This is a genomic window from Caldithrix abyssi DSM 13497 (assembly GCF_001886815.1).
GTDB classification, from domain to species: Bacteria; Calditrichota; Calditrichia; order Calditrichales; family Calditrichaceae; genus Caldithrix; species Caldithrix abyssi.
This window is the reverse complement of the sequence record NZ_CP018099.1, coordinates 3,834,375-3,847,695: the sequence shown is the minus strand read 5'-3', so window position 1 is coordinate 3,847,695 and position 13,321 is coordinate 3,834,375. Positions and strand designations below refer to the sequence as shown.

Below are 13,321 nucleotides of genomic sequence, written 5' to 3'. Positions count from 1 at the left end.
CTCACCCCCTTTAATTCCCCCTCTCCCGAAAATCGGGAGAGGGGGAAGGGGGGTGAGGGGTATTGTAATCTTTTTTCTATATTTTGGATATATATACATTTGATGTCGCTTTTGAGACACCCTCGCAATGATCTATTTATGGTTTTTGGGGGGATGTTTACATACCTAAGTTTACTTTTATGCGTTCCACAAGTTTTTGCGGATCAACCGGTTTTTCAATGAATTCCTCGACCGGTAAAAAGTCCTCGTCCTTTTCTTTGTCAAATTTAAAACCGGTTTCCTGTCCCACTGCGGTCAGCATGATGATTGGGATGGACTGCAGGTCTTCATTTTGTCGCATCTGATAAGCCACATGAAATCCTTCGTCCTGAGTGCCCATCATGACATCCAGGATGATGAGATCGGGTTTTTCTTTAAGCGCTTTTTCGAGACCTTTTTCCCCGTCCTGAGCGTCAATGACCTCAAAGCCGGCGTTTTCAAGAGTTAAACGCATGGCTTCGACCAGATCGATATCATCGTCAATGATTAAGATTTTCTTCGGCATACGCTTGTGCCTCCTCAATTATCAAGTTTAAAATTTCAGGCAACGCCTTGTTCACCGCCCGGGAAATGGGTTGCCCAAATTCGATTGTAGCGGGTTGAACTCCTATAATCTTACAGGGGGCAATGGGCCCCATGGCCTGAGCCAGGCTCAGCACTTCGGCAAAGCTAAATCCATGCAAAGAAATGAAATCATGTTGCATGGCAAAGTGTTCGTTAACATCAAATACTTTAACCGTTCCCGGTTCAAACCCCATATCTGCGCAGTCAACAATGATCATTGGCTCGGAAGCGTTTAAATGTTCAAGCAGGGTAAAGGCATCGGACCCGGCTTCGATAAATTGAAGGGGGATAGGTATGTCTTTTTTTTTCAAACTATCAAGGACCACAGGTCCGATGCCGTCGTCACCCCGCAACCGATTTCCTAAACCAATTATTTTCATCATTTATTCTTCAAACGTTACATCTAACATGTGTACCGAGCAAGAAATGCACGGATCGTAAGCGCGCACCAGCATTTCCAGTTTTTTGGTGATGGCTTCTTTAGGCTCATTCAGAATTTCGGGCACCAGTTTTTTCATATCATCGTCGATATTGGCCAGATTTTGTCCGGTGGGAATAATGCAGTTGGCTTTTACGATCTGGCCTTTACGGTTGTAAGTGTAATCGTGGAAAAGGATGCCGCGCGGAACTTCGGTGGCTGCAATTCCACGGCCGTAACGCTTTGGTTCCTGATTCGGTTTTTCGTCTTTAATGCCTCGTTCCAGCAAGACGTCTATTAAGTCGATGGAATCTTCGATACAATGAATGACCTCAACCATTTGCGCCACCGTAATCATGTACGGATTATGGCAGGGCGCTTTTAAACCTAATTTTTGAGCGACTTCCTGCGCCTTGGGTTTGAGCAATTTATGGCTGTTGTTAAAGCGGGCCAGCGCGCCAACCATATAAGAACTGCGGCTAAAACGCGTATGTTTGCTGGTAGAATGAGGAACCACAAATTCATTGGTAATACGTTCGTAATCTTCCACCGGAAAGAGTCCCGCATCCGAGGAGCAAATTACCCCGTCGTACAGGCCATATTCCTGATCGTTGTACAGGCTGATGTATTCGGTTTCTCTTTCAAATTGCGGGATTTGATCGGCCAGCGAAGCCAGTACGTCAATGGCAAAAAGGGCGTCTTTCATTCCCTCGCCGGTTAACCTTTCGCGTAATTCTTTAAGTTGTTGCTCGGTCGGTAATTTGGTAAAACCGCCGGGAACAATGCTAATGGGGTGAACGGCGCGTCCGCTGATCACCTCGCCCATGTCATTAGCCAGGCGTTTTAAGCGTAAAGCGGCCAGAACAACCTCCTTATGCGTGTTTACCAGCGGGAATACCGATCCCACGTTTAAAAAGTCGGGCGCGGCTAAAAACAGAGCGTGCAGAACATTGCTCTGAAACGTTGCGCCGTGCACCAATATTTTTCTTAAGATTTCCGTTTGTTCCGAAATTTCCAGTCCCAGCGCCGCTTCCGTGGCTTTTAATGAAGTCATCTGATGGCCAAGCGAGCAGATTCCGCAAATACGCGAAGTGATGATGGCCACTTCGTGGAAGTTCCGCCCTTTCAGCATGGCCTCAAAGAAACGCGGCGGTTCAACGATATCCAGTTCCGCCTTTTTCAGCACGCCGTTTTTGACGTCAACAACAATATTGCCGTGTCCTTCAACACGCGTGACGTGATGAACATTTATACTTAAATCTCTGCTCATTCCTTCCCCCAGCAAATTTCTTTTTCTAACTCATTGGTATTGAACATTTTCATGCGCTTCAGCGCTTCCTCCAGCGAAAAGCCGTGTTGCTTTAACATTTCGATGGCTCCGTCCTTATTCACATTGGAAACCAATCCGCGGCAGCCCGTGCAGTACTGACCGTTGGTAGGGCAGATGGCGTCGCAGCCGGCGCGCGTGATGGGGCCAAGGCAAAACATGCCCTTTTCCAGAACGCATTCGTTTTCTTTTAATTTACATTCCACACATACCGCGTAATCTTTGATTTCCGGCTTACGGCCCAGCACCAGCGATTTGAAGACATGCAGATATTCCGGCGGACTCATTGGGCAGCCGCGTACTTCGTAGTCCACCTTAACAATAGCGCTGACCGGCAGAGCGGGGATGGAAGGAAAAAGATACTTGTGCTCGCCGTAAACTTCTTCCTGAACCTGTTCTAACGGCTGATCGTTGCGCATGGCATTGATGCCGCCGGTAACGGCGCACTGGCCGAGCGCCACTAAAATTTTACTGCGCCGACGAATATCGTAAATGCGTTCAATACAGGTCGGCGTGGAAATGCTGCCTTCTACAAAGGCAATGTCGTACTCTTCCGCTTTATCGTCCATGGCCTCGCGAAATTCGACAATATCCACGTATTCCAGAAAATCCAGCAGTTCGTTTTCGAAATTCAATTTATTTAACTGGCAACCTTCGCAACTGGTAAAATCGAAAAAGGCTACCTTTGGTTTTTCGTTTGTTTTGTTCTGGCTCATATCGCCTCCTCCAGCTCTTTAATAACCGGGTAATGATAAACAGGACCATCCTGACAAACATAGCTATGGTTGATCTGGCAGTGGCCGCATTTGCCCACGCCGCATTTCATGCGTCTTTCCAGCGAAAGATACATGTTGGCGTCGGGCAGACGTTTGGCCTTTAACGCCATCACCACGAATTTGTACATCACAGGAGGCCCCACAATGGCGGCAATGGTGTTTTGCACGTCCAGTTTTAAAGGAGGAATCAAGGTAGTAATCACGCCCACATTGCCTTTCCATGTCTCATCGGCGCGATCGACCGTCATGTAAAACTCCACATCCTCTCTTGCCTGCCATTCCGCGATCTCCTCCGGATATAAGATTTCGGAAGGATTCCTGGTGCCGTAAAGAATGATTACTCTGTTGAATTGATCCCGCTCATCCAGCGTGTATTCGATCAAAGATTTTAAAGGCGCCAGTCCAATGCCGCCGGCAACAAACAGCACATCTTTGTCTTTGAATTTTTCAATATCAAATCCATTACCAAACGGCCCGCGAATTCCAATCTGCGAACCCGGTTGCAGGGCGTGCATTTTTTCCGTTAAGCGTCCGGTGCGGCGCACCGTCAGCTCGAACCCCGGTTTGCGCGTAGGAGAAGAACTGATTGAGATGGGCGCTTCTCCAAAACCAAAAATAGAAACCTGTACGAACTGACCGGGTTTATGATTTAACTCTTCGCCGTTTGGCAGTAAAATATGAAATCGCTTTTCTGTGGCGGTTAATGTTTCCACTTTATCGATCGTGGCCATTACCGGTATGTACAATTCTTTCTTTTCAACCGTTAAAGTATCCATAGGCTATCCCTTTTTTTAAACTAAACTAACAGCCTGCTGTTGTTTATTGTAATCGTCAATTAGCTGGTTAATAACTTCGATCATGCTGATGCCTGCAGGGCAGAATTTTGAACAGCGTCCGCAACCCACGCAATGCAGCTCGCCGGTCTGGTCGGTTTGATATTTAAATTTTCGGTACAGGCGGTGCCGTGTGCGCGAATCCAGCGTGGGACGGAAATTCTCTCCTCCTGCTACCTCCGCAAATGGATTGAGCATGCAGCCATCCCAGTAACGATAACGCTTACCGCTGGTCATATCCAGCTCTACTTCATCTACCACATCAAAGCAGTAGCAGGTGGCGCACAGTAAATTGCATGTCCCGCAGCCCACGCAGCGTTTGGCGACTTCGTTCCATACTTTTGAATGATAGACGTGTTCAAAGATTTGCGGCAGGCGGTTGTGATGCATTTTGAGCCGCGCGCGGTGTTCTTTTTCTTCATATTCTAACGGCGTGGTTAAGGGAAGTCCCGCGTCGAACTCATTTAATAAACGTTTGCCAATTTCATCCACTTCAAAAACCATGTATCCCTTTTCAACGGGATCTAAGAAAATAGAAAAACCGGAAACGTCATAAGGATCGATCCCCAGGTCTTCAGCGAAATGGTGTTCATCCGGTTGGTACGAAACGCCAATGAAAAAGGATCTTTCACGGCGTTGCAAATAGTTAGCCTCGGGATGTCCCGTTTTAAAGCTGTGATCCAGTAGCAGGATGGCTTTCATGTCGTAAGAATGCACCCCGAAGAAAAAGCGGTCTTCGATTGGAATTTCGGGTTTTTTTATTTCATTTTCTTTGAGATCGAATTCCAGCAACGTTTCAATCGGCGGAAGAAAATATTTTTTTAAAGGGTGCATGGTGCGTGAATAGGAAAGCACAACCTGCTCAGGGTCTTTTACTTCCTGAAAGGCAAAAGATTTTTCACCTTTTTTGTGCGGAGCAATTACTTTAGCCTTTTGCATTAAAAAGGCAATGAAACGATTCATCGTTTCCTGATCGAAAAAGTATCGATTTAAAGACGCAAGTTTCTGAACGTTCATAGTCCTTCCTCATAGTTTTAGTCCCTGTAAATTATAACACAAATATTGTGCCAAATTTCCCAAACTTTTTGTGTGCTATAAAAAAACAATTACTTATACTTTTTCTCGTCTATTTTGGACAGATATTAAATAAATTTTCTTTCCCAATTCTTGAAATAAAATTCACAATATTCTCAGATATTGGAAAGGACGATTTGGCTTTACTAAAACGCCAGAAAAGCGAACACGTTGATGAGTGCTGGAAGTACTTACCAGGGCAGCAAAAGCCGCAACCAAAATCACCCGCAACGCGCGCAGAGTCATTTTCTTGCAGATTACGCCAATCATCGCAGGAAAAGATTAAACATTTAAGACGAAAGCCAAGCAAACCGGCACTATACTATTCGGGCACAGCCTCCCGCTCCGCGTGATAATTTTTAATTGAAGTGCAGCATAAAAACATTCCTACAGGAATTTAAGCAAGCACAGAGATCACAGAGAAATCACAAAGGTCGCAAAGAATGTTAAAAATTAAAAATAGTTTCAATTACCCTCATCATCCCCTCTCCCAGAATAAAAGTCAGGGTGAGGGGAAATTGAGCGTTAGGAGTTATTTCCAATGGTGTAAGTGATTTCTGCGCTGGCTATTTTTAGCAAAAGCGGGAAGAGCAGTGCAACACCGGCGAACAATCAACCATTCAACCATTCAACTAATTAACCATTCAACCATTCAACTAATCAGCCACCCCGGCGGCGCAAAAATTTTCGCTTCCGCCCTGGCGAGAATGATCTTTTGAAGGACGTATTCTAACCCCAGTTTGACAGTTAACGCCAAATTTTTCAAAGCCAAATCAAAAAAAACATATAATTAAGTTTCTCTGTTTCAATTTCTATGTAGTCTATGCAGGCGTGCTTTTTTTATTAGCTATCAAATCGTTTTATTATTATATTCATTCTATGTTTGTTAAGGTAAGTCGATCCAAAAGAAATAACAAAGTCCATGAGACTTTACAAATCGCTGAGTCCTACAGAGACTCAAATGGAAAAGTACGCCATCGAATCTTGCTGCATTTAGGCCCTACCGACAAATTCATCAAAAAAGACGTAGACACGCTTATCAACGGACTTTTAAGGGCTAAGGGGTTAACTTTACAGGACTTAGATAGCAATATTGATAATGTCAAGGCCTTCGGTCAAATCTGGGCGCTTGTCCATTTATGGAAAGAGCTTAAAATGAGCCAGATTATTGCCAGGCAAAAGGAAAAAAGCGGAATAAAGTTTGATCTTGAAGCTCATTTAAAAAGTCTGATATTTAACCGCCTGGATGATCCTTCTTCCAAACTAAAACTACTCACCTGGTTAGAAACCGTTTATATTCCGGGTATCAACAAAGACGACATTCGTTATGAGTATCTTTTAAGAGCGATGGATTTTCTAATAGCTCATAAGGAAAAGATTGAAACCCAACTTGCTAATCGTTTACTAGATCTGTTTAATCAGGATCTAAAGGTTTGTTTTTATGATTTAACATCAAGCTACTTTGAAGCCGAAAACTCATTGGTAGAAGGCGATATTCGTCAGTTTGGTTATAGTCGTGACCACCGCGGAGATAGAGAACAGATCGTAATTGGCGTGGTGATGACCGGAGATGGTATTCCTATAGCCCATTACGTCTTCCCTGGCAATAAGGCTGATCGCTCTACCTTGCAAGAGATGCTCAATGATATTCGCAGGCGATTTAAGGTAAAAGATATCCAGCTGGTGGCAGACAAAGGTTTATTAAGCAATGACAATCTCTGGCATTTAATCCAACAAGGTTATGAGTTTATTCTTGGAGAGAGTGTTCGTCAGAGCAAGGATGCCAAATCGGTTATAAAAGAAGCCAATGCGCATAAAGAGGCGACTGGTGAGACGATCTATGAGCGCCTAACGGAGCGTGAAATCAAGTCAAAAGATGGTAAAAAGGAAAAGATAAAACTTCGTTATGTGGCCAGTTACAATGCCGCCACGGCATTAAAGCGCTATAAAAATCGCATCAATCGTATTAATGAATTTTTAGAGCTGTCAGAAGAGATTAAGAAAAAGGAAATAAACACAGAAGATAAATATCATCAAATAAAGAGTGTATTATCAAGAAAACGTTTAAGTCGTTTCTTTAATGTTGAATTAACAGAAGATACGATAGAGATTCATAAGCAAGATGAGGTATTATCAGAAGAAGAAAAGAGCGACGGTTGGTTTATAGTGATAAGCAATGCTCATGACCTGAGTAAATCAGAACTCATAGCGCGCTATAAAGATTTAAAATATGTGGAGCATGGTTTTTACGAATTAAAGCATAGTTTGAATTTACGTCCCAATTTTCATTGGACAGAGAAGCGTATCAGGGCTCATGTGATGGTATGTTTTCTTGCATTCCAGATGGCGGTATTGTTTGAGAAGCGTTTGAGTGGCATAAAATTAAGTTGGCAGCGTGCTATGGAGAGCCTGCGTCGAGTCGTGGTTGTAGAATGGGAAAATGAAGGGAGACGTCGTAAAGGATTATCCAGAGTGCATGGCGAACAATTGGAAATATTTCAGGAGATAGGCAGCAGCAAGCCAACGCTTTTATCTTTGTAGTGACAACTTAACGAAAATGAAATTAAACTAACTTAATAATAATAAAGGAATTATGTTCCATACAACTGTCAAACTCAAGTTCTAAAAAAGGTTTTTGCCTGTGCAAATTTTATTTTCACGAATTGATTGGAACGACAGAAGCGTCTATTCCTGGCAGATTGCCGCCGAGTTTTTTTGCCTATTTTGCGCGTGATACAATTTTAATGTTCTTGATGGTTAAATAAAAAAGCCGTTTTGAAATATTTTCCAAAACGGCTTTGATGTAAAGAAGAAAAAAACTTTATTTAATCAATAGCGCTTTACGAGTTTGCGTTTGATTACCGGCCTGCATCTTTATCAGGTACAAGCCTGAGCTTAAATGTTCCGCATTCCATAGTAACTCGTATTCGCCCGGTAGTTTATGCGCATCTAATAACTGCCCGACTTTTTGACCGGCGGTGTTGTAAATGGAAAGACGCACATGAGCGGCTTTTTGTAATCGAAAGCGAATGTGCGTAAGCGGATTAAAAGGATTCGGGTAGTTGGATAGCAATTGAAAGGTATTAGCCGAGGTTAGCTGCTGTTCCGTTTGAATCGCCGTTGAAGGTCCTTTTTGGAAAATCATCAGCCCTTCATAGGTTGCATAGATTAAATCATTGTGTGCAAACAGCTTATAAAGGTTATAATTTTTATTATCATAATACCCTTCCTGAACAAAGTTTGATCCGGAAAGCTGATAAAGAAAAATGCCCTGCCCTGGGTTGGCCACATAAATGTCGTTGCCAATTAGAGTTACATCCATTAAAAATCCCGAATTGCCGGCTAATAAAGCGGGATTTGCAACGTCTGAAATGTCAACGGCCAATAATCCGTTTTGAGTGGCCAGGTAGGCCGTTTGTTCGCTTACGTAAACACCATTTACCCCGTAATAGCCATCGGGCAGGGTATAAAAATTCCTGTATTGTAAGTTGGCCGGGGCGCTTCGATCAAGAATTAGCAAACCTTTGGTTGTACCCACATAAAGAAAATTGCCATCAAGAAAATAGTCCTGTGCATAACCATAATCCCAAATATTAATCTCATAGGTTCCTGATAAATAGGGATTATCCGGATCGGAAATATTGTAGACATAAATCGTTTCCATGTTGGTCGTCTGGAAATACAAATAGTCGCCGGATGAAGCAATAATATCTTTAAGCATGACTGAGAGCGGAATAAATTGTATTTTCACTGGATTTCCAACGTCAGAAATATCGATGACATGCAGGCCGCGCGCCGAGTCAGGTGAAATCGCCGGAACAATGACATAAGCACGATTTCCGTTTACGGCAATAGCCGGTCGATCTTGAGCGTATGGTTTTAAATACATATATCCCGTCTCACGCAAACAGGAAGGATCGCTCACATCAACAATCGAAAAGCCATTCATGGAAAAATTGCCAATCTGATAGGTAAAGTACGCATAATTCCCTATCACTTGCAAATGACCTGGAGTAATGTTGGTTGCGTAAAAGCTGACCATTTCCGGCGGCGCCGGATCATTCAATTGCAAAATACGCAGCCCGTCGTTTGTGGCGACAAGGGCATATTGACCCTCAATAGATATGAACCTCCCCGCGTTACTGTTAGATAAACCACTGGTATCAAAATACCCGTTTTTAAAAACAGGCGCGGAGGGATTGGTAAGGTCATAGGTTTTAAGCATAAATCTTGTGCTCTGGTCATAGTTGCTGCCTGTAATGTAGAGGAGCGAGCCGCTAAAAACCGCGGCGTAAAAGCTGTCGTTATTATTCTCTGAATTGATTTCGCCCAGCTTTTGCGGATTGGCAGGATCGTTAATGGAATAAATAGGTACGGAATACGTATTGCCGCTTACTGCGGCCAGGTTGTCATGTACCGTTACGGAGGAGGCCCATACCGGAATGGAACCTAAAAGCGAAGGCTGAGAAGGATCTGTAAGATCGTAAATTAAAACCCCGGCGTTCTGTGCCGATACAAACAGTTTTTGTTCATAGCAAATTAAATCTTTAGGCGTATTGTTGATAGCGTATGAAGAAAGAGCGGTCGGTTTTCGCGGATCAGAAACATCAAATATTTGAACTTTAGAAGAGGCGGAAACATAGACATAATGATCGATTCCGGTAACGGCAAAATACCGCTCATTGCTCTGGTAAAATGATTCAACAACAGGATGGTGAGGGTCTGAAATATTAACGATGGTTAATCCGGCGGTAAAATTTTCGTCTATATAAAATCCGCTTCCTTCGGTGGTAAAATAAAGATAATCACCGGAGACAAAAATATCCGAAACGTTACCTCCGCTATTAACCTCGGATACCATTACGGGATGTGAGGCGTCCGCTATATCTAAAATACGTATCCCGCGGCCGCTTGTTATGGCGAGATAATGCGCGCCAAAAGGAACGCTTACCTTGCAGTAACCGATGGGTAAGTAGCCCAGAAGCGTAATGTTGCTATCCACCGCAGCAATTTGATTCTGCGGAAGCGCGGTTCCGTAAAAAAGTACAATTAAAAGTAGGGATTTTAAAAGACGTTTCATTTGTAATTCCTCCATGATTGTAAAGACGTAAACTAATTAATAAGAACCATTTTTATAATTTTTAAAGACTTCCGGTATTTATTGTTTTTTGATACTCACACTTGGCCTTCCTTAATTAAAATGAATGACGCCCTTTAATGCGGGAAAAAGAACGCCGTGGTAGTGAGCCATTTCACAATCGCTCTAATTTAAAAATCCATTTCAAAGTTTACAAACGTATATCGGTATGAAGAGTAAAAACATTAGACCATATTTGTGGTCCTTTTAATTTTAAATATACGCTGTAAGCAGGTACCCACTCATAAAAAAGTTTAAAAGATTTCTCGGCTGTCCTTTTACCCATAAATTTGCATTTGTAAAAGCAGAACTAAGCTCCTTAAACTTTACACTCTCTCCACCATTCAACCACTCCAGCCGCGCAGCCGTCACCAAAATCAACCGCAACGCGCGCAGAGTAATTTTCTTGCACATTACGCCAATAATCGCAGGAAAAGATTAATCAAATTATTTTGAGAGAAAAGTTAAGCAAATCGGCACAATTGCTCCCCTTCTCTTTTTTAAAGAAAAGGGGCGGGGGGATGAGTTTTTAAAACAGCACAAAAGTTTTCGCATCCCGCCAGATGGGAATTCGAAATGAGCGGCCTGTGACTAATTTAATTTTTGAACCAGGATTTACTTGATTTTTGGATTACCAGGATTTGCTTTTTTTGCTTTTTAACTTTTTCATTAAATTTGGAGAATAAAGTCACATCGAGTGCATAAAATCAAAGCAATCCTGTAATCCTTTTAATCAAGGTTCAAAAACAACCTCCAAACTTCAAGGGTAGCAAAACCGCAACGCGCGCAAAGTAATTTTCTTGCAGATTACGCCAATCATCGCAGAAAATTATTTAATATTTAAGACAAAAATTAAGCAAACCAGCGTTCTAATTCGGGCACAGCCTCCCGCTCCGCGTGATAATTCGGGCACAGCCTCCCGCTCCGCGTGATAATTCGGGCACAGCCTCCCGCTCCGCGTGATAATTTTTAACTCTATTACAGCATAGCCGCAAACAAAAACATTCCCGCAGGAATTTAAGCAACCACAGAGCGCGCAGCGCACAGCACACAGCACACAGCGCACAGAGAAATCACAAAGGGCGCAAAGAATGTCAAAAATTATAAATAGTTTCAATTGCATTCACCCACTCGATCTCCCAGGATAAAAATCTGGGAAAGGGGGAATTGAGCGTTGGGAGTTATTCCTAACGGTGTAAATAATTTCTGCGCTGGCCAGTTTCGTGCAAATGCGAGAAACGGAAAGACAGTCGGCGACCATTCAACCAATCAACCGTTATGTTAAAAGTCAAATAAAAATCGATTTTTTTTCAATTTTGGACAGAGGCATCCCTTCTTATTTTCTTCATCATAAAAAATTTACTCCAAATTTTCTTTAATTAGACTTCTGCAAAATTACTTTATTTGTCATTCTGAGCGAAGCGAAGAATCTCATAAGTTAAATAGAAACGATGGATTCTTCGTCGCTTCGCTCCTTAGAATGAGAGACACAGGTTAATTTTGCAGAAGCCTATCTTTAATAATAAAATATCCGATCAAACTGTTATTAGTGGTCTTTATCATGTTATGTAAAGCCACAAGGTGTTTGTTATTGGTGATAAATGCGCAGCCGCAGTCTATAAAAAGCAATTTACACTTTCTGCAACTGCAGGTTGAACAAAGCGGTCTGCGCGAAACGAGATCGGTTTTTTTTAAAACTTTTCTATATCATTCTCCCTATTTGATATTCTTTTTGATTAATCCAGACACTACGCATTCTGTTTAATAGTTTTCTGGCTATTTTGATGATCGCTTTCTGCTTTGGCATTCTTTTAATATAGCTCACGTAACTTGAGGTTAAAGCCGGATCATTTTTTATAGCTACCCAGGCTGATTCAATAATTCTGAATTTTAAAAGTTTATTCTGACGATGATTAAGCCCTCGAACTCGAGTTCTATTACCTGACGATTTAAGAGATGGAATTAAGCCCACATAGGAAGCTAACTTATTCTCATTATCAAAACGACGAATATCCATTATTTCCGCATAATAGGTAAAGGCCGTTATTAATCCAATACCTGGAATAGTACGTAATCGTTTAATCACTTGATGGTCAGCATAGTTTTTTCTGATTAACTTTAAAGTAGCTAAAAGCTCTTTTCTTTTGGCTTTCATGTTTTTGATTAACTGATCCAAGTAATAACGATCTCCTTCATTCTTTAATTCCAGTTTTTCTAACCAATTAATTAATCGATTAGACCATCGACTCCCAACTTCAAAAGGAATCTCAACTCCCAGGTAATTTAAAAATGATTTTATCCGGAGTCTAATTTTCTTATTCTCATTACTCTGTAGTGCGTACAGTCTTGATATTTGGCGCGTGGCGCTTTGTTTAGGAGTAGGCACAAAAATTGCTTTGAGTGAGTTGTTTTCTAATTCCCTTGCAAGCTTACGCGAATCAATAGCATCATCTTTGTAACTTTTTTCTTTATTGCTAATAGGTACATCGCCAGGACTGACCACTATGTTTTTGATGCCTAATTCCGTCAGTTGGTGGTGAAGCCAATATCCACTAAATCCGGCTTCATAAACGGAGAAATAATGTCCTCCCTGATAATTTTTTTTCAAAAACTTTTGGAGTTGTTTGGCGTTTGGCTCCATGGTAAAGGTTTTCAACTGCATGCCGTTTAACCTAATTGTGATTGTCCAACTTTTTTTATGGACATCAATCCCAATAAAAAAAACTTGTCCGTCAAACCTTAACTTATTACTTTGTTGTGATTGCTTCATTTTGGCATCCTTTCTTGGTTAATTTAACGTTAAAAAAAATTTCAACTTAAAATAAGAAAGGATGCCTTTTTTTGAAACGACCACCGTTACAGCTTTTTTTCCTTTTCTGGCTTTAATTAATTAACTTTTACTTTTTTGAACTTGTCAAGGGCTACCTTGATTAAGCGGCTTTTTTCTGCCCCTTGACAAGTTCAAAAAAGTAAATATCTTCTTTAAAAGCCAGAAAAGGAAAACTCGACATCTGCACACCTCAGGTAATGCTGACTTTTAAACATAACACCTATTCAACTAATTAACCATTCAACCACCCCGGCGGCGCAAGAATTTTCACATCCCCCCTGGCAGGATAGCTTTTACGAAGAAAGTATTCAAAACTAAAATTT

9 protein-coding genes are annotated in these 13,321 nt (G+C 41.8%); 1 reads left to right on the top strand and 8 read right to left on the bottom strand.

Going from position 1 to position 13,321, the window contains the following annotated elements:
* Window positions 1-157: 157 nt before the first annotated feature.
* From Cabys_RS15075 to Cabys_RS15050, 6 genes are read right to left on the bottom strand one after another with little or no spacing between them, the layout of a single operon-like run.
* Window positions 158-544 carry a response regulator transcription factor gene (locus Cabys_RS15075; protein ID WP_006926984.1) on the bottom strand — a complete coding sequence of 129 codons (387 nt, stop codon included), beginning with the start codon at window positions 542-544 and terminating at the stop codon, window positions 158-160.
* Window positions 519-986 (bottom strand): hydrogenase maturation protease, encoded by a 468-nt coding sequence (locus tag Cabys_RS15070; protein WP_081474985.1) that lies wholly within the window; start codon window positions 984-986, stop codon window positions 519-521. The genes Cabys_RS15075 and Cabys_RS15070 overlap by 26 nt, the downstream gene beginning before the upstream one ends.
* Window positions 987-2,291, bottom strand: a complete 1,305-nt coding sequence (locus Cabys_RS15065; RefSeq protein ID WP_006926982.1) for a Ni/Fe hydrogenase subunit alpha — start codon at window positions 2,289-2,291, stop codon at window positions 987-989.
* Window positions 2,288-3,064 carry an NADH-quinone oxidoreductase subunit B family protein gene (locus Cabys_RS15060; RefSeq protein ID WP_006926981.1) on the bottom strand — a complete coding sequence of 259 codons (777 nt, stop codon included), beginning with the start codon at window positions 3,062-3,064 and terminating at the stop codon, window positions 2,288-2,290. Before Cabys_RS15060 ends, Cabys_RS15065 begins: the two co-directional genes overlap by 4 nt.
* Window positions 3,061-3,900 (bottom strand): FAD/NAD(P)-binding protein, encoded by an 840-nt coding sequence (locus Cabys_RS15055; RefSeq protein WP_006926980.1) that lies wholly within the window; start codon window positions 3,898-3,900, stop codon window positions 3,061-3,063. Before Cabys_RS15055 ends, Cabys_RS15060 begins: the two co-directional genes overlap by 4 nt.
* A gap of 15 nt (window positions 3,901-3,915) precedes the next feature.
* Window positions 3,916-4,974 carry a 4Fe-4S dicluster domain-containing protein gene (locus Cabys_RS15050; protein WP_006926979.1) on the bottom strand — a complete coding sequence of 353 codons (1,059 nt, stop codon included), beginning with the start codon at window positions 4,972-4,974 and terminating at the stop codon, window positions 3,916-3,918.
* Between the two features lie 936 nt (window positions 4,975-5,910).
* Here Cabys_RS15050 and Cabys_RS15045 point away from each other — a divergent pair.
* Complete coding sequence (locus tag Cabys_RS15045) at window positions 5,911-7,572, top strand: IS1634 family transposase (RefSeq protein ID WP_006927120.1); 1,662 nt, start codon at window positions 5,911-5,913, stop codon at window positions 7,570-7,572.
* 280 nt (window positions 7,573-7,852) lie between these two features.
* Here Cabys_RS15045 and Cabys_RS15040 read toward each other — a convergent pair whose 3' ends face one another.
* Both Cabys_RS15040 and Cabys_RS15035 read right to left on the bottom strand, forming a co-directional pair.
* Window positions 7,853-10,111, bottom strand: a complete 2,259-nt coding sequence (locus Cabys_RS15040) for a T9SS type A sorting domain-containing protein (protein ID WP_006926976.1) — start codon at window positions 10,109-10,111, stop codon at window positions 7,853-7,855.
* Between the two features lie 1,759 nt (window positions 10,112-11,870).
* Window positions 11,871-12,938 (bottom strand): IS110 family RNA-guided transposase, encoded by a 1,068-nt coding sequence (locus Cabys_RS15035; RefSeq protein ID WP_006927373.1) that lies wholly within the window; start codon window positions 12,936-12,938, stop codon window positions 11,871-11,873.
* Between the last annotated feature and the right edge of the window lie 383 nt (window positions 12,939-13,321).

Coding starts and splice junctions, on each gene's coding strand:
- Cabys_RS15075 (WP_006926984.1), bottom strand. CDS start 544: ATGCCGAAGAAAATCTTAATCATTGACGATGATATCGATCTGGTCGAA.
- Cabys_RS15070 (WP_081474985.1), bottom strand. CDS start 986: ATGATGAAAATAATTGGTTTAGGAAATCGGTTGCGGGGTGACGACGGC.
- Cabys_RS15065 (WP_006926982.1), bottom strand. CDS start 2,291: ATGAGCAGAGATTTAAGTATAAATGTTCATCACGTCACGCGTGTTGAA.
- Cabys_RS15060 (WP_006926981.1), bottom strand. CDS start 3,064: ATGAGCCAGAACAAAACAAACGAAAAACCAAAGGTAGCCTTTTTCGAT.
- Cabys_RS15055 (WP_006926980.1), bottom strand. CDS start 3,900: ATGGATACTTTAACGGTTGAAAAGAAAGAATTGTACATACCGGTAATG.
- Cabys_RS15050 (WP_006926979.1), bottom strand. CDS start 4,974: ATGAACGTTCAGAAACTTGCGTCTTTAAATCGATACTTTTTCGATCAG.
- Cabys_RS15045 (WP_006927120.1), top strand. CDS start 5,911: ATGTTTGTTAAGGTAAGTCGATCCAAAAGAAATAACAAAGTCCATGAG.
- Cabys_RS15040 (WP_006926976.1), bottom strand. CDS start 10,111: ATGAAACGTCTTTTAAAATCCCTACTTTTAATTGTACTTTTTTACGGA.
- Cabys_RS15035 (WP_006927373.1), bottom strand. CDS start 12,938: ATGAAGCAATCACAACAAAGTAATAAGTTAAGGTTTGACGGACAAGTT.